Here is a 21,540-nt window from a genome sequence, read left to right on the forward strand (position 1 = left end):
GGCACACCTCTTCTAATTGACCATGTGGTAAATATCACGTGCGCCGAGCGTAAGAGGGGGCGAAGAAGGGTGTCAAGGGCTGATTCTGCGGCGAACTGCACGGAACCTGAGGGACCGGACCCGGGAAGCCCACGGCGTCGGCTCGGCCGCGCCCAGCGGCATCAGCAGATCCGGGATGCCGCCGCATCCCAGGCGTTGCGGGTGGGACTTCAACAACTCACGCATCGCGGCATCGCCTCCGAGCTGGGCGTCACGCACGCGCTGGTGGTTCACTACGAACCCGACATGGCGGCGTTGAGGGCGCACGTGTGCCACGCGCTGTTGCAAGAGGAGTTCCTCCAGACATCCCGCTGCCTTGAGGGGATCGCAGACGCCGTGGACGGGGTGAGGACTCTGATCGGGCTCATGAGCAGCCCGCGCCGGGCGGCACACGCGGCGATCTGGCTGGACGGTTGGAGTCTGGGTCGCCACCACCCCGGTACGGCAGAGGTGGTGCGCACCATGATGCGACGCTGGGAGGACCTCGTGTCTGGGCTGGTGTCCCGTGGGGTCTCGTCCGGCGAGTTCGCGGATGTTGACGCTCGCGCCTGCGCGTGGGAGGCAATCGCACTGCTCGACGGGCTCAACGCACACATGCTGGTGGGATACGGCCACCGCAGTGAGTATGTCGAGCGGATAGCCGTTCCGTGGGAAGCGAGGCTGGGCCTGGCGCCCGGCACGCTGTCGCCGATCCGGGAGCACGACAACAAACTATGAGACAGGAGACGTCCATGAAGGCATCATCCCAACGCCCTGCAGGCTCTCTCGGTTCTGCCGATGTGATCGTCGTGGGGGCCGGGATCTCCGGGCTCTCCGCCGCGGAACGACTGGTGGACCGCGGCCTGGACGTGCTGGTCCTGGAGGCCCGCGACCGCGTGGGCGGGCGCACGGAGGGCGGGCACTTCGCCTCGGGGACACCCATCGAGCTGGGCGGGCAGTGGGTGGGCCCCACGCAGGACGAGGTGCTGGCGCTCGCGCGGCGGCTCGGGCTGGAGACGTTCACCGTGCACGACACCGGCCGCTCGCTGCTCTTCGCGGACGGCTCCCGGCGCGAGGGCGACGACGACTCCTTCGGCCTCGGGCCCGACGCCGCCCGGGCGTTCCAGGACTTCGTGCGCCTCGTCGACACCACCACCGCGCGCGTGGACACCGAGCAGCCGTGGCGCTCGCCGGACGCGCTCGAGCTGGACCGGGTCACGGCCGCCCAGTGGGTGGACGCGCACTGCGGGGACGACGTCGCACGCCGCTTCGCGCACACCCTGCTCGCCTCGATCTTCGCGGCCGAGAGCGACGAGTACTCCGCGCTGCACATGCTCGTCTACCTGGCCTCGGGCGGCGGGCTGCACCGCATGATGCTCACGATCGGCGGGGCCCAGGAGTCGCGGATCCTCGGCGGCACCCACCAGCTCTCCGAACGCCTCGCGCAGCGGCTGGGGGAGCGGGTGATGCTCGGCGCGGAGGTGCTGGGGATCTCGGGGTGGGACGCGGCGTCGTCGTCCGGGCAGCCGCGGCCCGTGCGGGTGCAGACCTCGGCCGGGGACGTCCGGTGCGCGGGCGTGGTGGTGGCGCTGCCGCCGGTCATGGCCTCACGCGTGCGCTACGCACCCCCGCTGCCCGCGGGCCGGGACATCGCCCACTCCCAGATGAGCCCGGGCGCGGTGATCAAGTTCCAGGTCGAGTACGAGACGCCGTTCTGGCGGGCCGAGGGCCTCAGCGGCACCGTGCTGAGTCTGGACCACGACGTGTCCCTGGTCTACGACAACTGCGTCCCGGACTCCTCGCACGGGATCCTGGTGGCGTTCGTGGAGGGCCGCCACGCCCGCGCGTTCAACGCCCTGGACGAGGCCACCCGGCGGCAGCGGGTGCTCGAGGACCTCGGCACGTTCTTCGGGGACGCCGCCCGGCACCCCCGCGAGGTGCTGCAGCGCAACTGGTCGGAGGAGCCCTTTACGCGCGGCTGCTACGGCGGCCGGTTCGGCACGGGGCTGTGGACCACGGTGGGGGCGGAGCTCTCCCGGCCCGTGGGTCGCCTCGCGTGGGCCGGTGCGGAGACGGCCACCGTGTGGGCCGGCTACATCGACGGCGCCATCCGGGCCGGGCGTCGGGCCGCGGACGAGGCGGCCGAGGCCGTGTCCACCCGCTGAGGGCGCGGTCCCAGCCAGCGGTCACCCGGCGGTCCTACAGTGGCAGCCGTCAACCCACACACGAGGAGGCACCATGTCCGTCGTCAAGATCAACGCCATCGAGGTTCCCGAGGGCTCCGGCCAGGAGCTGGAGGCGCGCTTCGCCGCACGCAGGCACTCGGTGGACGGCGAGCCCGGTTTCGAGGGCTTCCAGCTGCTGCGCCCCGTGGCGGGGGATAACCGCTACTACGTGGTGACCACGTGGGCTACGCAGGAGGACTTCGAGGCGTGGCGGGACGGCAGCGCGAAGGCCGCCCACGCCGGCGGCGACCGCAAGCCGGTGGCCACCGGGGCCTCGCTGCTCGAGTTCGAGGTCGTGGACCTCGGCGCGGCGGACTGAGTCCGCGGCACGCCGCCGCACCGGCCGGGCCCGTGCCCGGCCGGTGACGACCGGGCTGCGGCTCTGCCGGCGAGTGTCCCCGGCGGGGCACGCGCCACCGGCCGACCCGCAGCCGCCACCGGGCCCGGCTCCACGCGCTGCCTGGATCCGACTCGCGCACCCATCCCGGACCGGCCCGCACCCGGGTTGCGGCCCGCCCCTCGGACGGGCCCGGGGCTGGCCCGCGGGCGGGGCCGCGCGCGAGAATGAACGGGTCACGCCACGGACGCCGGAGGGCCGGGTCCGTGGGACCGAACCGCAGAGGAGCGCCACCATGACAGACGCCGTTGCCGGGATCGCCGTACCGGACACCGCACTGACCCGGGACGTCACCGAGTACGTCCGGGACACCGAGGACGACCTGCTCTACCACCACTCCCGCCGCGTCTACTTCTTCGGGGCGCTGCTGGGGCAGGTGCAGGAGCTGAGCGTGGACCACGAGCTGCTGTACGCCGGGGCCATGTTCCACGACCGCGGCCTCACCGAGGATCACAAGGGCTCCACCCTGCGCTTCGAGGTGGACGGTGCCAACGAGGTCTTCGAGTTCCTCATGAAGCGCGGGGCCTCCCACGAGCGGGCGCACACCGCGTGGTTGGGCATTGCGCTGCACACCACCCCGGGCGTCCCCGAGTTCATGGCGCCTGAGGTGGCGCTGGTGAGCGCCGGCGTGGAGACGGACGTGCTGGGCATGCACTTCGACCAGCTCACCGACGCCCAGCGCCGGGCGGTGGTGGACGCCCACCCCCGCCCGGACTTCAAGAACCGCATCCTCCGGGCCTTCCACCATGGCATGGAGCACCGTCCGGGCTCCACGTTCGGCACCATGAACGCCGACGTGCTGGCCCACTTCGACCCCTCGTTCGAGCGGGACGACTTCGTGGAGGTCATCCGGACCAACGACTGGAGTGAGTGAGCCGTCACGCTCCCCGGACCCTGTCGCGGCCCCGCTCGGAACGCTCCGAGCGGGGCCGCGACTGTCCCTGGGCCTCCCGGCACGGCATAACGAGAACCGTTACATTTGGTCCGCACGTCCTCGACCACCCGGCTCCGGGGCGGGGCGCCCTCGGGTGCGACGGCTGCGCACGGGCTGCTGCACCCAGCACAACCCAGGGAGGCCCCATGGAACCGGTCGACGTCGTAGCAGTGGTGGGCAGCTGCGCCCCGGAGCGCTCTCGGTTCGCCCGCGAGCTGGCCCGGTGCACCGGTCGCATGCTCGTGCCCGCCCCGCGGGTGGGGCTCTGCCCGGACCCGTGACCGAGGCCGTCTCGTTCGTTCCGTGGTGCACCCGGGGAGCGGGGGCGCTCGGGGTGGGTCACCCTGCTCAACGGGGAGCACGATCCCTGGGTCACGGATCCCCACGTGAGCTCGCTGCGCTACGAGAACGTCCGCCCCCTGCACCCGCAGCGGCTCGGGGACCTGCTCGACCACCGGATCGAGACGGGCGAGTTCGGCACCGTGCTGCGCTCCGCCGGGTTCTGCCGCCTGGCCACCCGCTCGCACGTGATCGCGCAGTGGAACCACGTGGGCCGGATGATCTGCCTCTCACCGCTTGCGCGCGACGAGGACATGGGGGAGCGGGACGAGCTGCTGGCCCTGGGTCAGGACCTCGGGATCATCGGACTGGATCTGGACGTCCCGGCGCTGCGCCGCGCGTTCGACGACGCTGCGCTCACGGACGACGAGCTCGCGGCGGGTCCTGCGGTGTGGTCGCAGTTCCACGACCCGTTCCCCGCCCGGCCCACGGCCGACCGCGCGGACTGAACCCGGAAGCTACTCGAGCGCCTCGCCGAGCTCGAGCCAGCGCAGCTCCAGCTCGTCGATCTCGTCCTGCAGCGCCGTCTTCTGCGCCGCGAGCTTGCCGAGGCCCTCGAAGTCGGAGGGGTCCGCGGCGGCCATGGTGTCGTCCAGGCCGGACACCTCCTTCTGCAGCTTCTGCAGCTTGCGCTCGACGGCGCCCAGTTCCTTCTGCGCCGCGCGGGCCTCCGCGCCGCCCAGGGCGAGCCTGCCCGCGGGCCGGGACGCGGCGTCGTCGCCCGCAGGACCGGACGCCGCGGAGGACGCGCCGCCCGCGAGCGGGTTGGACGCCCCTGCCGAGCCCGCGGCGGAGCCCGAGGCCGCCGCGGAGGACAGCGCGAGGTACTCGTCCACCCCGCCGGGCAGGTGCCGGAAGCGGCCGTCTATCACCGCGTACTGCTGGTCGGTCACGCGCTCCAGCAGGTAGCGGTCGTGGGAGACCACCAGCAGCGTGCCGGGCCACGTGTCCAGGAGGTCCTCCATGGCGGCGAGCATGTCCGTGTCCAGGTCGTTGGAGGGTTCGTCCAGGATCAGCACGTTGGGCTCGTCCAGCAGGATCAGCAGCAGCTGCAGGCGCCGCTTCTGGCCACCGGAGAGGTCCTTGACCGGGGTCTTCAGCTGCGCGGAGGTGAAGCCGAGCCGTTCGAGCAGCTGCGTGGGCGTCATCTCCTTGCCGCCGGTCAGGTACGAGGTCTTCTTCTGCGCCACCACGTCCGAGACGCGGTCCTGCGCGACGTCCTTGAGTTCGTCCAGCTGCTGCGTGAGCGTGGCGATCTTCACGGTCTTCCCGCGCTTGACCCGACCGGACGTGGGCTGCACGTCCCCGGTGACCAGGCCCAGCAGGGTGGACTTGCCCGCGCCGTTGACGCCCAGGATGCCGGTGCGCTCGCCGGGGGCGATGAGCCACGTGACGTCCTCCAGCACACGGGTGGTGCCGGAGCCGTCCGCGGCGGGGAAGGAGACCGAGACGTCCTCGATGTCCACCACGTCCTTGCCCAGCCGGGACACGGCCATCCGGGACAGGGAGACGGTGTCCCGCGGCGGGGGCACGTCTTCGATCAGGGTGTTCGCGGCCTCGATGCGGAACTTCGGCTTGGACGTGCGTGCCGGGGCGCCGCGGCGCAGCCACGCGAGCTCCTTGCGCATGAGGTTCTGGCGCTTCTGCTCCACCACGGCGGCCTGGCGGTCCCGCTCCACGCGCTGCAGCACGTACGCGGCGTACCCGCCCTCGAAGGGCTCGACGACGCGGTCGTGCACCTCCCACGTGTCCGTGCAGACCGCGTCCAGGAACCAGCGGTCGTGGGTCACCACGGCCAGGGCGCCGGAGTTCTTCGACCACCGGCTGTTCAGGTGCTTGGCGAGCCACGTGATGCCGTCCACGTCCAGGTGGTTGGTGGGCTCGTCCAGGAAGATCACGTCCCAGTCCCCGGTGAGCAGGCTCGCGAGCGCCACACGGCGCCGCTGCCCGCCGGAGAGCTGGCCCACGGGGGTGTCCCAGTCCACGTCCGAGACCAGGCCCCCCACCACGTCCCGCACCTTCGGGTCCGCGGCCCACACGTAGTCCGGGACGTCCCCCACCACGGCGTGGCCCACGGTCTGGCCCGGGTCCAGGGTGTCCGCCTGGTCGAGCATGCCCACGGTGGTGCCCGAGCGCACGGTCACGCGACCCGAGTCCGGCGGGATCCGACCGGCGAGCAGCCGCATGAGCGTGGACTTGCCGTCCCCGTTGCGGCCCACAATGCCGATCCTGTCGCCCTCGTCGATCCCCACGGTGACCGCGTCGAACACGGTCTTGGTGGGGTACTCGAGGTGCAGGTTTTCTCCGCCGATCAGATGAGCCACCCGCCAAGGATACAAGCGGGCGGCGGGCTCCCCGGGCGCCGTCGTGGCCCGTGCGCGGAGCCCGCCCAGGGACGACGACGCCGCACGGCCGGGTGGCGGGCGCCCGCGTCCACCGCTGCCACCCGGGCGTGGGAGACTGAGTGCCATGCAGTCATCACAGGGCGGGGAAGAGCTCGCGGGAACCGTGCTGGACGAGCCCCAGGACCTCGCGGCGGCCGTGGCCCGCGTGCGGGAGCACCCCGGGCCGGTCGAGATCACCATCGGGGCGGACCGTCCGGTGGGCTCCCACATGGGATCCAGGGTGCGCCGCCAGGCCGCCCAGCAGCTGCGCGAGGCCGGGGCGGACCCGCTGCTGCTGCGGGCCCCTGTGGCCGTGGACGAGGACATGCCGGACGAGGGTGTGCTCGCGGAGGTCGACGACGCCCTGGGCGTGTGCCGCGGGGTGGGCGCCGGGATGCTCGTGCTCGCCCTCGGCGGGGTCTCCCACCGCGGACGCCAGCGGCAGCGGCTCTACTCGATGCTCGCCGCGCTCGCCGAGGCCGCCTCCCACCAGGAGGTCCGCCTCATGGTCCAGAACGCCACCGCGGTGGAGGAGGTGGTCATGCTGCTCGCACTGCTCGACCGCGAGTACGAGCAGGGGAGCCTGGACGTGAGCTCCGCGGACGTCACCTCCATGGCGTGGGACGTCTCCCGCTCCCGGGCCGCCGGGCAGTCCGACGACGACGCCTGGCACTACGTGCGGCGCGCGGCCGCCCGGGCGCAGGTGGTCGTCCGGGGGATCACTGCGAAGGACGCCGCGACGCTCGCGCGCACCCTGCCAGGATTCCGCGAGGAGCGCGCCGCGGGGCGGATCCTGACCGTGCTGAGCCGCGGAACCCAGGTGCTACAGTGATTTTTCGTGCGCCCGCGGGCGCACGTCCTTTTGTTGGCGCCCACGGGTGACAACGCTCCGCCATGGTGTAATTGGCAGCACACCGGCCTTTGGAGCCGTGAGTCTAGGTTCGAGTCCTAGTGGCGGAACGCACGACACATCGAGGCGAAGATGGCCCCCACCGCCTCACGAGCACCCAGAGGAGTCTGGACCGTGAGCACCCCTCAGCACGCCACGACCGGTGAGAACCCCGCCGCGATCATCGTTCTTGCCGCCGGCAAGGGAACCCGGATGAAGTCCAGGAAGCCCAAGATCCTGCACGAGATCGGCGGGCGCTCCATGCTCGCGCACGCGCTCAAGGTGGCGGGCGAGCTGGAGCCGCAGCGCATCGTGGCCGTGATCCGGCACCAGCGCGATCTCGTGGCCGAGCACATCGCGGACGTGGCACCGGGCGTGCTCACCGCGGACCAGTCGGACGTTCCCGGCACCGGCTCCGCGGTGGACGCGGGCCTCGAGGTGCTCGACGCCGCGGCCCCCGTGAGCGGCACCGTGCTGGTGACCTACGGCGACGTCCCGCTGCTCACGGCCGAGACCCTGCGCGCCTTCGTGGCGCACCACACCGAGCACGGCAACGCCGTCACGGTGCTCACCGCCGACCACCCCGAGCCGGGCAAGTACGGGCGCATCCTTCGGGACGCCGAGGGGCGGTTCACGGAGATCAAGGAGTTCAAGGACGCCACGGAGGACGAGCGTGCGGTCACCGAGGTCAACTCCGGAATCTTCGCGTTCGACGCCGCGGTGCTGCGCGACGCGCTGTCCCGCGTGGACACGGACAACGCCCAGGCCGAGAAGTACCTCACGGACGTCCCCCGCCTGGCACGCGAGGCCGGGCACCGCGTGGACGCCCTGAAGATGGCGGACTACATGGAGCTGGAGGGAGCCAACGACCGCGTCCAGCTGGCCGCCCTGGGCCACTACCTGAACCAGCGCACTCTGGAGCGGCACATGCGCAACGGGGTGTCCATCGTGGACCCCGCCACCACGTGGATCGACGACACCGTGGAGCTCGAGGCCGACTCCACCGTGCTGCCCGGCACCCAGCTGCACGGCAGCACCCGGGTGGCCGAGGACGCCGTCGTGGGCCCGGACACCACCCTCACCAACGTGACCGTGGGCCGCGGAGCCACCGTGGTGCGCACCCACGGCAGCGACTCCGAGCTGCGCGCGGGCGCCACCGTGGGCCCGTTCGCGTACCTGCGCCCCGGCACCGTGCTGGGCGAGGACGGGAAGATCGGCACGTTCGTGGAGACCAAGAAGTCCACGATCGGGCGCGGCTCCAAGATCCCGCACCTCTCCTACGTGGGGGACGCCACCATCGGAGAGAACTCCAACATCGGCGCCGCCTCCGTGTTCGTGAACTACGACGGCGTGAACAAGCACCGCACCGTGATCGGCAACGACGTCCGCATGGGCTCCGACAACATGTACGTGGCGCCCGTGACCGTGGGCGACGGCGCCTACTCGGGAGCCGGGACCACCGTGCGCAAGGACGTCCCCGCGGGCGCCCTGGTGCTCACCGAGGGCAGGCAGGTCATCGTGGAGGGGTGGGTGCAGCAGCACCGCCCCGGCACGGCCGCGGCCCGCGCGGCGGAAGCCGCCCAGCAGTCTGAGCGCGAGGACCGCGCCTGACAGGGCGCGCCACGCGAGCAGGAACCACGAGGAATTCAGAGAAAGCGAGTTCACATGACCGGCATCACCAACACGGGTTCGAACCGGATGGTTCTGCTCTCGGGTCGGGCGCACCCCGAGCTCGCGGAGAACATCGCGCGTGAACTGGGCACCGAACTGGTCCCCACGGACGCCTACGACTTCGCCAACGGCGAGACGTACGTGCGCTTCGGGGAGTCGGTGCGCGGCGCGGACGCCTTCCTCATCCAGTCCCACCCGGCGCCCATCAACCAGTGGCTCATGGAGCAGCTGATCATGCTGGACTCCCTCAAGCGGGCGTCCGCCAAGTCCATCACCGTGGTGAGCCCGTTCTACCCCTACGCCCGCCAGGACAAGAAGCACCGCGGCCGTGAGCCCATCTCGGCCCGTCTGATCGCGGACCTCTACAAGACCGCGGGCGCGGACCGGCTGATGTCCGTGGACCTGCACACCGCGCAGATCCAGGGCTTCTTCGACGGCCCCGTGGACCATCTCATGGCCATTCCGCTGCTGAGCGACTACGTGCGCTCCGTGGTGGACGTGGACAACGTCACCGTGGTCTCCCCAGACACTGGACGCGTGCGCGTGGCCGAGCAGTGGGCGGAGCGTCTGGGCGGTGCACCGCTTGCGTTCGTGCACAAGACCCGCGACATCACCGTGCCCAACCAGGCCGTGTCCAAGGAGGTCGTGGGCAACATCGCCGGACGCACCTGCGTGCTGATCGACGACATGATCGACACCGGCGGCACGATTGCCGGCGCCGTGCAGGTGCTCAAGGACCAGGGCGCCAAGAACGTGATCATCGCCGCGACCCACGCCGTGTTCTCCGGACCGGCCGTGGAACGGCTGTCCTCGTGCGGAGCGGACGAGGTGGTCGTCACCGACACCCTTCCCGTGCCGCCCGAGCACCAGTTCGAGAACCTCAAGGTGCTCTCGATCGCGCCGCTGATCGCCCGCGCCATCCAGGAGGTCTTCGAGGACGGCTCGGTCACGAGCCTCTTCAACGGCAACTCCTGATCCGAGCCTTTCCCGGCCCCGGGCCGGAACCTGGAGAGCCGCCCACGTCGCAGGACGAGGGCGGCTCTCTCGCGTGCCGGCCCGGTTGCGGGGGCGGCGTCGGTCAGGTTCCGGGGGCAGGGTCGCCCAGGTTCCGGTGCGGGGCCGGCCGGGGCCGGGCCGAGTCCGGCGGACACGGCAACGGCGACCCGGGGCTCCGGGCCGCCGTCGGACGGGTGTGCGGGGGATCCGGGGAGCCCGGACCCGGGGCTCAGATCTTGAGGACCCGCACGTGACCGGTCTTGGTGTTGTAGCCGATCATGTAGCCCTTGGAGAAGGTCTGGCGGATCTCGTCCCCGCGGCGGTACTCGTCAGTGGTGGGGAAGCCCATGCCGCGCTCCATGCCGCCCTGGGCCCAGCGCTTGCCGATCGCGCCCTGTTCCTTGATGGCGTGCGGGCCGTTTCGGGGGGTCCACATGACCTTGGTGGTGCGCCCGTTCGGAGCGCGGAACACCTGGTAGGCGCCACCGGGGAGGGGCCGCTCCTCGGTCGAGGGGAAGCCGTAGCCGTACTCGCTGCCGGCACCCAGGAATTTGGCGCCGATGCTGGACTTGTTGCGCAGCATGTGGGCCCCGCTGCCGGGGTGCCAGTAGGCGGTACTGATCACGCCGTTGCGGGAGAACTGCTGGTACTTCCCGCCGTACCCTGCGTTGCGCTCGTTGGAGACGGGCTGGCCCCACGTGGCGGCACCGCCGGTCTTCTTGTAGACCGCGCCGATGCCGCCGCTCACCGTGTAGCCGGACGGGCGCCCGCCCAGGGGCTGGTAGTTCGCGGACGAGGCCAGGGACTGGAACTGCTGCCACGAGCCGCCGTACACGTTGGAGTCACCGGAGAACGGGCCGCTGTCCGAGAACTGCCACAGGTCGTAGCGGGACCAGCCGTTGGGCATGTAGCCGGGACTGGTGACCCCGTAGGACGCGAGGTGCAGCGGGTGGTTGTTGAACTGCGCGGTGTTGCCGGTGCAGGTGCTCCACCAGTCGGCGGTGGTGTAGATGGCGGGCAGTCGTCCCGTGCGCTGCTTGTAGCGGTCGGAGAAGGACTGGATCCACGAGTTCATCTGGGCGGGGGACATGTCGTAGCACGTGTTGCCCAGCGAGGCGTACGGGTTGTACTCGATGTCCAGCAGCCCCGGCAGGGTCCGGCCGTCCGCGGACCAGCCGCCGCCGTTGCTGATGAAGAAGTCGGCCTGCGCGGCGCCCGAGGTCTGGCTGGGCAGCGCGAAGTGGTAGGCGCCGCGGTTCATGCCCACGGCGTAGGAGCCGGTGTACTGGTCGTTGAACGCCTCGGAACGGTAGCCGATGCCCTCGGTGGCCTTGACGTAGGCGAAGCGCGCGCCGTTGGCGTACTCCGCGCTCCAGTTGACCGCGGGCTGCCAGCCGGAGACGTCCATCCCGGCGATCCCGGCCGGACGCCAGGAGTTCTGCTGGATCACGAGCGACATCGAACCCGCGGGGCCCACGCCGGTGTCCGCTGCCTGCGGTGCCTTGGTCCCGGTGGCGCCGCTGCTCGGGGTGCTCGCGCCGGACGCGGCGCCGGACGGGGAGGCCGACGCCGCGGGGCCGCGTCCCAGCACGGCCTTCTCGACCTTCTCGAGCTCCTTCTCCGAGGCGGGGGACAGCTTGGTGGTGTCCTCCATGGTCTTCATCTTCTGGCCCATGGTGGCCCCGGGGTTCTTGTCCCCGGTCTTCGGCGGCGCGGCGGGCAGCTGGGGGTCCTGCACCACCGTCTCCAGCTCCTCCGTCTCGACCGAGACCACGTCACCCTTGTCCGGGTTGAGGTTCTGGTGCGGGTCCTCGGCCGCTGAGGCCGGGAGGAAGCTGGTGACGATCAGCGCGGCTGCGGTCACGGCGGCGGGCAGCACTGATGTGCGGGGGGAGATCATAGGCCTGGCCTTACTGCATGAGGGGGAGCCGCTCGGCAGGGGGGAAGGCGAGCAACCTGGGGGAACGCACTAGAAAGTGTAGAGGTTCACACAGGAATTTGAGGTATCTCACGCCCGGGTTCGGGCGACGCGCAGATGACGGGTGCGTGACCATCCCGTGGCCGCGAGGTGACGGCTGGCCCCGACGGCGCCCGCTCGAGCGGAGTGGTCGAGGTGCCCCGCACCCGGCCGCTGCGCTCCTGGCCGCCCCGTTCCCCAGCCCGTCCGGGAGTGCTGCTCAGTAGGCGCCGTCGGAGGCGAAGACGGCGCGCACGGTGCGCAGCATGATGACCATGTCCTGCACGGGGGACCAGTTCTCCACGTAGTAGAGGTCCAGGCGGACGGTCTGGTTCCAGTCCAGGTTGGAACGCCCGGACACCTGCCACAGGCCGGTGATGCCGGGGCGGACCCGGAGTCTGCGGTAGACGTGCTGCTCGTACTTGTCCACCTCGCTGGCGAGCGGGGGCCTCGGGCCCACCAGAGACATGGAGCCGTTGAGCACGTTGATGAACTGGGGCAGCTCGTCCAGGCTGTACCGGCGCATCCACTTGCCCGGCTTGGTCACCCGGGGATCGTCCTTCATCTTGAAGAGCACGCCGCCGTCGGACTCGTTGGCCGCGAGCAGGGCGGCCTTGCGCTCCTCGGCATCGGTGTACATGGAGCGGAACTTGAGCATCTTGAACCGGGTGCCGTCGATCCCCACCCGCTCCTGCGCGAAGAACGCCGGACCGCCGTCGTGCGCCTTGACCAGGATGCCCAGCACGAGCATCACGGGGAAGAGCAGGATCAGCGCGGTGAGCGAGCCCGCGATGTCGATGCACCGCTTGACGATCTTCTTGGCCCGTGTGAAGCGCGGCGTGGCCACGTGGATCAGGGGAAGCCCAGCCAGCTGCTGGGTGTGGATGCGGGGACCGGCCACGTCCGTGAGACCGGTGTTCATGACCAGGCGGATGCGCTCGTCCGCGAGGGCCCAGCCGAGGTGGCGGATCTCCGTGGTGCTGAGCGGCACCGCGGCCGCCATCACCAGGGTCTCCACGTCGTGCTCGCGGCAGGCCCTCATGATCCCCTGCACGCTCGGACGTTCGGAAGGCGCCAGTGCGTTCTCGGGCAGGCGGACGGACGACAGGGACTCGGGCAGCTTGTGGTGCGACGTGGGCATGTAGACCACCACGGGGTCGAAGCCCGCGTCCGGGCGGCTCTGCAGCTCGCCCACGAGCTCCACGGCGCCGGGGAAGCGGCCCACCACCATGGTGCGGGACATGTTGAGCCCCCGGGAGCGCCGGCGCATGAGCTGGCGGCGGGTCCACATGCGCCCCCCGAGCAGGGTGAGCGTTCCCACGGGCAGGGCGATCAGGATGTACCCGCGCGCGGTGGGCACGTTGAAGGCGTAGGACGCGATGGCGATCGCGGCGAAGAGCGTGAGCGATGCCGTGACCACCTGCTTGGCCTCCTCGGCCCCGTTGCCGATCAGACGCACCCCGCGGGTACCCCTCAGCTCGAGCCACACCCACCAGCCGAGCCCGAGCAGGACGCCCACCAGCCAGTAGGGGATGGGCAGCTCGTCCAGCTGCAGCAGCCCCTGGAGCCGCCCGAACCGCAGGGCCTGGGCCGCGGCCAGGGCGATGACGAGTGCGACGGCGTCGTAGACCCTCAGCTCGCGCTGGTAGCTCTCACGCCAGGACAGATGTTTGTGCTTGTGGCTTGCCTTCTGGAACACGGTCGACGAACCTTCCCCCAAAAACCGTTCGACGGCGAGACGCCCCACGCGCTCGCTCGGTGCTGGCCCGATGTGAGGCGGCCCCAGCACACGGTGTTCATCTCCCCCGAGATTTACGCCCGCTAACACCTGAATATACCCCCTCACCTGGTCAAATACCCCGCAATGACATGATTCGGGGCTGATGTGGGGACACGGACCGCGAAGGATCGCGGCGGGCCGTGGACCGGATGGGGGTCAGTTGTCACCCGCCCTGGTGGCGTCGGCGAACGCGTTGTCCCCACCACGGGTGCGCACCCCCACCACGGGTGCGCACCCCCACCACGGGTGCGCACCCCGACCGCCCTCCGGGCGGGGCCCGGACTCCGCCCCGGGGTGCGCGAGTCCCGGGGTGGGTGCGTCCCCGGGTGGATTCGTCCTCGGGTGGATGCGTCCCGGGGGAGCGGGTTCCGGGGGTGGGCGAACGGCGCCCGTGAGGCTCGCCCCGCCCTCCACGGGCGGCGTCGTGACCCCCGCCGAGGCCGCTGCGCCCGTGGTATCCTGTGCGGGTTGCCAAGGCGAGGGGGCGTGCGCGCCCCGTTATCGACGACGGCCTGTGGATCCTTTCGATCCGCCGCACCCGGTGCAGACTTCCCGGGCGGTGGGCGGAGTGCCGCACCACGTCGGTCGCAGACCGCCCGAACGTCCGGTGCCACCCGCACCGCGAGCGCGCGGACGGTCTGACGGTGACCAACCAGACCAACGATCGAAGGAGCACCATCATGGTGGATGTCATCACCATTCCCGCAACTCTGCGCACCGACTTCGGCAAGGGCTACGCCCGCCGCGTCCGCGCCAACGACCAGATCCCCGCCGTGATCTACGGCCACGGCGCCGAGCCGCTGCACGTGATCCTGCCGGGCCACGAGATGATGCTGGCCTCCCGCAACTCCAACGCCGTGCTGGAGATCAACGTGGACGGCGAGGGTCACCTGGCCATGATCAAGGAGGTCCAGCGCCACGCCGTGCGTCCCGAGATCCTCCACATCGACCTGCTGACCGTGCGCCGCGGCGAGCGCGTCGAGGTCGAGATCCCCGTGCACGTGGAGGGCGAGGTCGCACCGACCGCCATCCACAACGTCGAGGAGAACGTCCTCGTGGTCGAGGCCGACGCCCTGAAGGTTCCCGAGTACCTCGAGGTGGACATCGCGGACCTCGAGGCCGGCGAGCACGTCTACGCCAAGGACGTCACCCTGCCCGGTGGTGTCACGCTCGTGTCCGACCCCGAGCTGCTGGTCGTCAACGTCTCCGAGCCGATCGAGCAGGACCTGGGCGAGGAGCCCGAGACCGAGGACGAGGAGACCGAGGGCGAGCAGTCCGAGGGCGAGTCCGAGGAGTCCTCCGAGGACAGCGAGTAAGGACCGGTTCCAGGTCGCGCCCGCAGGCGGACGCGACGCGGTCTCGTAGCGGCGGCGGGTGCCCTGGGCGCCCGCCGCCGTTCTGCGTCCGCGGGGCGGACCACGCTCCGTGAGGCATCCCGTCATAGGGGTGGCGTCCACGTCGCTGCGGGGCGTGGCGGCCGGACCGCCGGGGCCACCCCGGGATCCGGAGCCCCCCGATCTCCGATGAGGCGGCGGGACTCGTTCGCACCGGTCGACGAGGGGTTCCAGGCCGGCGGGTGGCTGGTCACCGGAGCCGAGCACAGTACGAGATTCACGACGAGTGAGGAGCAGGACATGGGCGATCGCACCCTGGTGGTGGGACTGGGCAACCCGGGTGAGCGCTACGCGGGCACGCGGCACAACATCGGCGCCATGGTGGTCGCGGAGCTCTCGGCGCGGGCAGGCGCACGGCTGTCGGCGCACAGGGCGCGCGCCGCGGTGGCCGAGACGCGGCTGCGCCCGGGCGCCCCGAGGCTCGTGCTGGCCCAGCCGCTGAGCTACATGAACCTCTCCGGCGGACCCGTGAGCGCCCTGGCCGGGTACTACTCGCTGGGGCTCGAGGATCTCGTGGTGGTGCACGACGACATCGACCTCCCCTTCGGGGCCGTCAAGCTCAAGCGCGGCGGCGGGGAGGGCGGCCACAACGGGCTGCGGGACATCACCAAGGCCATGGGCGGCAAGGACTACGTGCGCGTGCGCGTGGGTGTCGGCCGCCCGCCCGGACGCATGGACACCGCGGACTACGTGCTCAAGAAGTTCTCCGGCGCGGAGGCCAAGGAGCTGCCGCTGCTGGTGTCCGAGGCCGCGGACGCCGTGGAGATGCTCACGGAGCAGGGGCTCACCGCCACCCAGCAGCACGTGCACGCGCGCAACCCCGCCTGACCGGACGGGTTCCACCCCTCGGGCCAGCGGCTGCGCGACGGAGGGGACGAACGCGAGCAGCGCCCCTTTCCACACGGAAAGGGGCGCTGCTCGTGGTGGGGCGCGTGCGGCGTCGTCGACTCAGTCCAGGGTGTCCGGGTCGTGACCGGCGGCGCGCATGGCCTTGTACTTGCGGTTGCGCGGGGCGATCAGCGCGGCACCCACGATCGCGGCCAGCAGGGAGCCGCACAGGATGCCCACCTTGGCGTGGTCGCTGTGCGGGCTGCCCTCGCCGAAGCTCAGCTCCGCGACCAGCAGGGACACCGTGAAGCCGATGCCGGCCACCACGGACATGCCCAGCATGTCGAACCACGTGTAGTCCCGGTCCTTCTCCGCGGAGGTGAACCGGTCCATGAGCCACGCGGCTCCGAAGATGCCCACGGGCTTGCCGATCAGCAGACCGGCCACGATGCCCAGGGCCACGGGGTCCGTGGCGGCGGCGGTGATGCCCTCCCAGCCGCCCACGGCCACGCCCGCGGAGAAGAACGCGAACACCGGGATGACCAGCCCGTTGGACAGCGGCCGGAACCGGTACTCCAGTGCGGGGGCCAGACCCATGCGGGGGTCCTCCTGGCGGATGATGCGCGGCTCCTGCTTCAGCACGGGAACCATGAAGCCCAGCAGCACGCCGGCGATCGTGGCGTGGATCCCGGACTCGTACACGAGCCACCACGTGATCACACCGATGGGCAGCAGGATGACCCACGCCGCCCAGTGCTGCGCCATGAACCAGCCCATGTACTTGTGGGTGAGGAACCAGAACAGGCCCAGCATCACGGCGGCGCCGGCCAGGAACCCGAACTCCACGCTCTCCGTGTAGACGAAGGCGATGATGGCGATCGCGATGAGGTCGTCCACCACGGCCAGGGTCAGCAGGAACGTGCGCATGGCCACAGGCAGGGACGATCCCACGACCGCGAGCACCGAGACCGCGAAGGCGATGTCCGTGGCCGTGGGGATGGCCCAGCCGTGCAGCGCCGTGGGGTCACCGCCCGAGGCCAGGTTGATGCCCAGGAAGATCAGCGCCGGAACCGCCACGCCGCCCACGGCGGCCACCACGGGCAGGATGGCCTTGCGCAGGTTGTGCAGCTCCCCGTCCACGAACTCGGCCTTGAGCTCCAGACCGGTGAGGAAGAAGAAGATGGCGAGCAGCCCGTCCGAGGCCCAGTGCCCCACGGTGTGCTGCAGCCCGGCCACCTCTCCCGGGCCCACCTCGGCGTCCCGGAGCCCGAAGTAGGCCTCGCTCCACGGGGAGTTGGCCACCACGATGGCCAGGACCATGGCGATCAGCAGGAGGAGCCCGCCCGTGGTGTCCTTGCGGAGGAATGTGGTGATGCGTCCCCCGGATTCCGGGGCCGTCTGCGTGTCCGTGCTCACTACGAGGATCTCCCAACGCGCGCACCGTGGTTGGTCCGCGACTGTCGTGTCGGATGGGGGACGGCCGGGCGGCACGCGGGGTGCCGTCCGGCCGTCCGGGGCGTTGCTGGTGTCAGTGCCGGGCGATCCACGCCTCGGCCTGGCGGGCCTGCAGGGTCAGGGCCTTGCCGATGTAGGGCTCGGCCGTGGCGGCGATCTTCTTGCCGACCAGCGGGATGTTGGCCTGGACCTCACCGGTGACGTCCACGGAGGTCTCCTGCTCGCCCAGGGGCTTGACCTGCTGCTGGGCGGTGGCGCCCACGGGCAGGCCGGAGGCCTTGATCTCGGTGCGCACGGTGCGGGAGCCGTCCGCGGCGGGGGCGTCGTAGGTGTCCACCTGGGTGAACTTCACGCCGTTCTTCACGAACTTCTTGACGGCGTCCGGCAGCTTGTCCGAACCCATGCTGCGCACGGTGGTCGCGGTGAACGCGGTGGAGGTGTCGCCGTTGACCTCAAAGGACTCGAACTGCGCGCCCCCGAGCTCGGTCACGTGGCGCACGAACGCCTCGTCCACGAAGGTCTTCAGGACGGTGTCCACGGGGGCCTTGATGGTGGTGGATGCATTGACGGACATGGTGCTCCTTGCGGGATCGGTAGCGGTTCGTCGGTTCCGCGCCCGTGGTGACCGGCGCGGGTGCTTCCGTCCATCCTAACGGCGGGAGGGCGGGGCGCCGCCCTCGGCCCGGGCCAGGGGGAGCCACCCCCGTGACCGCCGCAGGATCAGGGGCAGCGCCGGGGTGTCCGCCAAAGAGCGGGCAGGAATCTGGCTCCTGACGGCAACTGGCAGGGTGTCCGCCTCTCTAGACTGATCTCCGGCCGTCCCGGGGGTTCTGGACGCGGCGGCCGAACGGCGGGGTGGGGATCCCGCACGGCGCGCAAGCACGCGCGCACCTGACCGCATCCCGCGACCTCCGCGCGGACGCGCAGCCATGGGGGGTTGAATGTTTCTGCAGCATCCGCGTTCAGCGGGTCACGGCGCGTCGCCGGGCACCTCGGCAACATCGGCGACCGTGGCGCCCGGACCGGTGCCCCGGGACGTCCCCGGGCCGCGGGGCGGTCACCCCGTGGTGCTCCACGTGGTCGAGGCCTTCGGCGGCGGCGTGGCGGCCGCGGTGCGCGACTACGCCCGCGCCACGCCGGAGTGCGAGCACCACCTGCTGTGCCACCTGCGGCCGGAGGCCGTGAACCTCGAGGCGCAGTGGGACGGCGACTTCACCTCGGTGCGCACGCTGCCCGGGGGGCACCTGGCGAACATCAAGGCCACGCGCTGGGCCATCCGTGAGGTCAAGCCGGACGTGATCCACTCCCACTCGAGCTACGCGGGGGTCTACGCCCGCCTGGCCGTGGGCCACCTGCCGCGCCGCCGCAACGACACGCTCTCGCCGCTGAACGCGCCCGCGGCGCCCACCACGCGCGCCGAGCGCCACGGGGACCTGCTCTCGCACGCGGACCTCGCGCCGTCGGGCCAGGACCAGGTTCCCTTGGGGCTCGCAGCACCGCGGGAGCAGGGCACGGGACGACGCCGCACGCGCACCGTGCCGGCCCCGCTGGACAGTGCCCTGCGGGAGCTCACGAGCAACAAGTACCTGGACGTCTCGCTGTCCCGGATCAAGCAGGTGTACACGCCGCACGCGTGGTCCTTCTCCCGCCTGGACCGCTCCCGCCTCACCAGGCTGGGCTACTGGGTCCTGGAGGGTGCGCTCGCGGCACGCACGGACGTGCTCGCCGGCTGCTCCAAGGCCGAGAACAACGTGGCGCACTGGGGACCCATCTCACCGCACACGGTGTACGTGCCCAACATCGCGCACCCGCACGGGGGTCCCAGGCGCCGACCGGAGCCGGGAGAGCCGCTCGTGGTCGCGGGAGCCGGGCGCCTTGCCGCGCAGAAGGACCCGGTGTTCTTCGTGCAGGCCGTTGAGGCCATCCGTGCGGCCGGGCACCGCGTGGCCCCGCTGTGGATCGGCGGCGGGGACGCGGACGTCGAGCAGCTCCTGCGGGATCACGGAGTGGAGGTCACGGGCTGGGTGGGGCACCACGAGGTGCGCGAGCACCTGCAGCGCGCGGACGTCTACCTGCACACGGCGCGCTGGGAGGGCTTCCCCATCACCGTGCTGGAGGCCGCTCTCAGCGACATCCCGGTGGTCGTGCGCCGGATCCGGGTGTTCGACGACGCGGGGCTGCCCGTCGTCGTGGACACCCCGGAGGACGTGGCACGGCGCTGGGCGGAGATCACGGACGAGCGCGCGCGGGACGAGGTCTCCGCGTGGGCGCGCAAGGCGCTGTGGGAGAACTGCTACGCGGTGCAGCGCCGCAGGCTCGGCGAGATCTACGGGATCAGCGTCCCGCTCGTGGAGCACACGGACGCGTGAACAGCGCATCACAGGGGAGAGACCGGGGGAGAAGACCATGACCGTCATCGAGGCACGAGCACCAGAGATGGACAGCCGACCCACCGCACCCGCAGGGGTGCGGGGCGCGGGGATGTGGACGGGCGCGGGAGAGCGCGCCACCTTCACGTGGCTGCACACACCCGAGAACGGACGCACGCGGGGACTGGTGGTGATCGCCCCGCCCGTGGGTCGGGAGCACGTGCAGGCCTACCGGCCGCTGCGCCAGCTCGCGATGCTGCTCACGGGGGCAGGATACTGCGTGGCGCGCGTGAGCTACCGGGGCGTGGGGGACTCCCACGCACTGTCCCCGGAGGAGGACCTGCTCGCCGAGTGGGAGCGCAACATCCTTGACGCCACCCGCCAGGTCCGCGAGGTGTGCGGCATCGAGGACCTGCCCGTCTTCGGCATCGGCTACCGGGTGGGGGCGGGGCTGCTCACGCGCTGTGCGGAGCACTTCGACCGGGTGCTCGCGTGGGAACCCGTGAGCGGCGCCATGTTCGTCAAGCAGTGGGCGCGGCTGCGCCGGGCCACGCTCCCCGAGATCCCCGTGGGGGAGGGGGTAGACCTCATGGGCCTGTGGCTCACGGACGAGCAGGCGCGACAGCTGTCCACCCTCACGGACCCGCGCAAGCTCCCGGAGCTGCCCGGCAACGTGGAGATCCACCGCGAGCAGGACCAGCCCCGCGCCAAGGTGATGTACGGCGTGGAGTCCCTGGACGTGCGGGTGCACTACGACGTGCTGGAGGAGCTGCTGTGGCGGCTGCCCCGCCCGCAGCTGGTGGATTCCGCCTGCGGGGGCAGGGGACCGCAGCGCAACGTGTTCCGGGCCCCCAGCGGTGAGCTGTGCGCCGAGGAGATCGTGGTGGTGGACCCCCAGGGCTACCCCGGGGTGCTGACCGGGCCCGTGCAGGACGAGGCCGCTGCGGTGGCACCGTGGCCGGGCAAGCCCACGACGTTCTTCGCCCCCGGGGCCTCCGAGCCGCGCGACGGCTCCACCCTGTGGTCCGAGACCGCCCGCCGGCTCGCGGGCCAGGGCGTGGTGAGCCTGCGGGCGGACCGGGACGGTGCGGGGGACCGTGCCCTGCTGTGGTCCGACCGGGACCCCAACCCGTACCGGTACCTCAATGCGCAGGCGCTGCGGGAGCAGGCCCAGTGGCTCGCGGACCACTTCCACACGGACGTGGTGGCCACGGTGCTGTGCTCCGGTGCGTGGGCCGCTCTGCGTGCCGCGCGGGAACCCGCGGGGATCGCCGCAACGTCCATGGTCCTCGTCAGTCAGAACGAGTGGCGCATGAACCAGAAGTTCTTCGACGAGCTGCGGCTGAGCTACGACGGGGACGCCAAGCTGCGCGCCAAGACCGCGGCCCGGCCCCCGGAGGCGTCCGGGCCTCACCCGGGCAGCAGGCATGGGGACGGGCGGACCGAACCGGGCCGCGCGGCGTCGGCCCCGCACGGCGCCGAGCGCGCTGCGGCTCGCGCGGTGCCGGAGCGGGCCCGCACGGCCCTGAACGGCGCGCGGGCCTGGGCCACGGACCGGCTGGGGGACGCCAAGCAGGCGGGATCCCTCGCCCTGCGCCACCACACGCCGGAACCGGTGTGGAACCTGATGGCCCGCAGCCCGGCGGCGTCGATCCCGGACCACGTGCTGGAGCGGGCGAGCCGCAACCGGTCCGTGACCCTGCTGGTGGGTCCGGACGACGAACCCCGCTACCGGGAGACCATGGCGGACCGGGCGGTGACCCGGCTGCAACGGCGCGGCCGGGACATCCACGAGCACTTCGTGCCGCACGTGGACCACTCGGTGCTCTCGCGCACCGCACGCAACCTGATCGCTCGTCAGCTCGACGAGGTCTTCGCCCAGTGGAAGGTCCAGTAGCACCGTC

At 71.5% G+C, this 21,540-nt stretch carries 18 protein-coding genes and 1 tRNA gene; 14 read left to right on the forward strand and 5 right to left on the reverse strand.

What is annotated here, in order from left to right; translation table 11 throughout:
- Positions 1-201: 201 nt before the first annotated feature.
- From P8S73_RS10540 to P8S73_RS10565, 6 genes are all read left to right on the forward strand, one after another.
- The gene (locus P8S73_RS10540; protein ID WP_144830887.1) at positions 202-756 is read left to right on the forward strand and encodes a TetR family transcriptional regulator C-terminal domain-containing protein; all 555 of its coding nucleotides are present in this window, start codon (positions 202-204) and stop codon (positions 754-756) included.
- A gap of 14 nt (positions 757-770) precedes the next feature.
- On the forward strand, positions 771-2,183 hold the full coding sequence (locus P8S73_RS10545) for a flavin monoamine oxidase family protein (protein ID WP_396350384.1): 1,413 nt from the start codon (positions 771-773) through the stop codon (positions 2,181-2,183).
- A 73-nt stretch (positions 2,184-2,256) separates the two neighbouring features.
- The gene (locus P8S73_RS10550) at positions 2,257-2,562 is read left to right on the forward strand and encodes an antibiotic biosynthesis monooxygenase (protein WP_112235390.1); all 306 of its coding nucleotides are present in this window, start codon (positions 2,257-2,259) and stop codon (positions 2,560-2,562) included.
- A 313-nt stretch (positions 2,563-2,875) separates the two neighbouring features.
- The gene (locus tag P8S73_RS10555) at positions 2,876-3,514 is read left to right on the forward strand and encodes a hypothetical protein (RefSeq protein WP_012398799.1); all 639 of its coding nucleotides are present in this window, start codon (positions 2,876-2,878) and stop codon (positions 3,512-3,514) included.
- A gap of 206 nt (positions 3,515-3,720) precedes the next feature.
- Positions 3,721-3,855 carry a hypothetical protein gene (locus tag P8S73_RS10560; protein WP_012398798.1) on the forward strand — a complete coding sequence of 45 codons (135 nt, stop codon included), beginning with the start codon at positions 3,721-3,723 and terminating at the stop codon, positions 3,853-3,855.
- 105 nt (positions 3,856-3,960) lie between these two features.
- On the forward strand, positions 3,961-4,362 hold the full coding sequence (locus P8S73_RS10565) for a GTP-binding protein (RefSeq protein WP_396350385.1): 402 nt from the start codon (positions 3,961-3,963) through the stop codon (positions 4,360-4,362).
- 9 nt (positions 4,363-4,371) lie between these two features.
- Here the strand turns inward: P8S73_RS10565 and P8S73_RS10570 are convergent, their stop codons facing one another.
- Positions 4,372-6,237 (reverse strand): ABC-F family ATP-binding cassette domain-containing protein, encoded by a 1,866-nt coding sequence (locus P8S73_RS10570; protein ID WP_396350386.1) that lies wholly within the window; start codon positions 6,235-6,237, stop codon positions 4,372-4,374.
- A 145-nt stretch (positions 6,238-6,382) separates the two neighbouring features.
- Here P8S73_RS10570 and P8S73_RS10575 point away from each other — a divergent pair, with 145 nt between their 5' ends.
- The 4 genes from P8S73_RS10575 (at position 6,383) to P8S73_RS10590 (ending at position 9,832) form a co-directional block, all read left to right on the forward strand.
- Positions 6,383-7,129 carry a hypothetical protein gene (locus P8S73_RS10575; protein WP_396350387.1) on the forward strand — a complete coding sequence of 249 codons (747 nt, stop codon included), beginning with the start codon at positions 6,383-6,385 and terminating at the stop codon, positions 7,127-7,129.
- 56 nt (positions 7,130-7,185) lie between these two features.
- A tRNA-Gln gene (locus P8S73_RS10580) sits at positions 7,186-7,257 on the forward strand.
- 22 nt (positions 7,258-7,279) lie between these two features.
- On the forward strand, positions 7,280-8,797 hold the full coding sequence (glmU, locus tag P8S73_RS10585) for a bifunctional UDP-N-acetylglucosamine diphosphorylase/glucosamine-1-phosphate N-acetyltransferase GlmU (protein ID WP_396350388.1): 1,518 nt from the start codon (positions 7,280-7,282) through the stop codon (positions 8,795-8,797).
- Between the two features lie 54 nt (positions 8,798-8,851).
- The gene (locus P8S73_RS10590; protein WP_039102235.1) at positions 8,852-9,832 is read left to right on the forward strand and encodes a ribose-phosphate diphosphokinase; all 981 of its coding nucleotides are present in this window, start codon (positions 8,852-8,854) and stop codon (positions 9,830-9,832) included.
- 250 nt (positions 9,833-10,082) lie between these two features.
- Here the strand turns inward: P8S73_RS10590 and P8S73_RS10595 are convergent, their stop codons facing one another.
- Positions 10,083-11,753: a GH25 family lysozyme gene (locus tag P8S73_RS10595; RefSeq protein ID WP_059281028.1), complete on the reverse strand. Its 1,671-nt coding sequence runs from the start codon at positions 11,751-11,753 to the stop codon at positions 10,083-10,085.
- Between the two features lie 277 nt (positions 11,754-12,030).
- A complete protein-coding gene (locus tag P8S73_RS10600) occupies positions 12,031-13,509 on the reverse strand; it encodes a sugar transferase (protein ID WP_019310136.1) in 1,479 nt (492 codons plus the stop codon).
- A 761-nt stretch (positions 13,510-14,270) separates the two neighbouring features.
- On the opposite strand from P8S73_RS10600, the gene P8S73_RS10605 reads away from it, so the two are divergent.
- Positions 14,271-14,906: a 50S ribosomal protein L25/general stress protein Ctc gene (locus P8S73_RS10605; RefSeq protein WP_019310135.1), complete on the forward strand. Its 636-nt coding sequence runs from the start codon at positions 14,271-14,273 to the stop codon at positions 14,904-14,906.
- Positions 14,907-15,224: 318 nt separating this feature from the next.
- Positions 15,225-15,812: an aminoacyl-tRNA hydrolase gene (gene pth, locus P8S73_RS10610; RefSeq protein WP_029603223.1), complete on the forward strand. Its 588-nt coding sequence runs from the start codon at positions 15,225-15,227 to the stop codon at positions 15,810-15,812.
- A gap of 120 nt (positions 15,813-15,932) precedes the next feature.
- Here the strand turns inward: pth and nhaA are convergent, their stop codons facing one another.
- Together nhaA and P8S73_RS10620 are read right to left on the reverse strand one after the other, a co-directional pair.
- Complete coding sequence (nhaA, locus tag P8S73_RS10615; RefSeq protein ID WP_019310133.1) at positions 15,933-17,228, reverse strand: Na+/H+ antiporter NhaA; 1,296 nt, start codon at positions 17,226-17,228, stop codon at positions 15,933-15,935.
- 112 nt (positions 17,229-17,340) lie between these two features.
- Positions 17,341-17,841 carry a DUF2505 domain-containing protein gene (locus tag P8S73_RS10620; RefSeq protein ID WP_019310132.1) on the reverse strand — a complete coding sequence of 167 codons (501 nt, stop codon included), beginning with the start codon at positions 17,839-17,841 and terminating at the stop codon, positions 17,341-17,343.
- A gap of 436 nt (positions 17,842-18,277) precedes the next feature.
- On the opposite strand from P8S73_RS10620, the gene P8S73_RS10625 reads away from it, so the two are divergent.
- Both P8S73_RS10625 and P8S73_RS10630 read left to right on the forward strand, forming a co-directional pair.
- Positions 18,278-19,636 (forward strand): glycosyltransferase, encoded by a 1,359-nt coding sequence (locus P8S73_RS10625; protein WP_237708728.1) that lies wholly within the window; start codon positions 18,278-18,280, stop codon positions 19,634-19,636.
- Between the two features lie 37 nt (positions 19,637-19,673).
- Positions 19,674-21,533 carry a hypothetical protein gene (locus P8S73_RS10630; protein ID WP_019310130.1) on the forward strand — a complete coding sequence of 620 codons (1,860 nt, stop codon included), beginning with the start codon at positions 19,674-19,676 and terminating at the stop codon, positions 21,531-21,533.
- The last annotated feature ends 7 nt before the right edge of the window (positions 21,534-21,540 follow it).

Source organism: Kocuria sp. ChxB, assembly GCF_044359605.1.
GTDB lineage: Bacteria > Actinomycetota > Actinomycetes > Actinomycetales > Micrococcaceae > Kocuria > Kocuria rhizophila.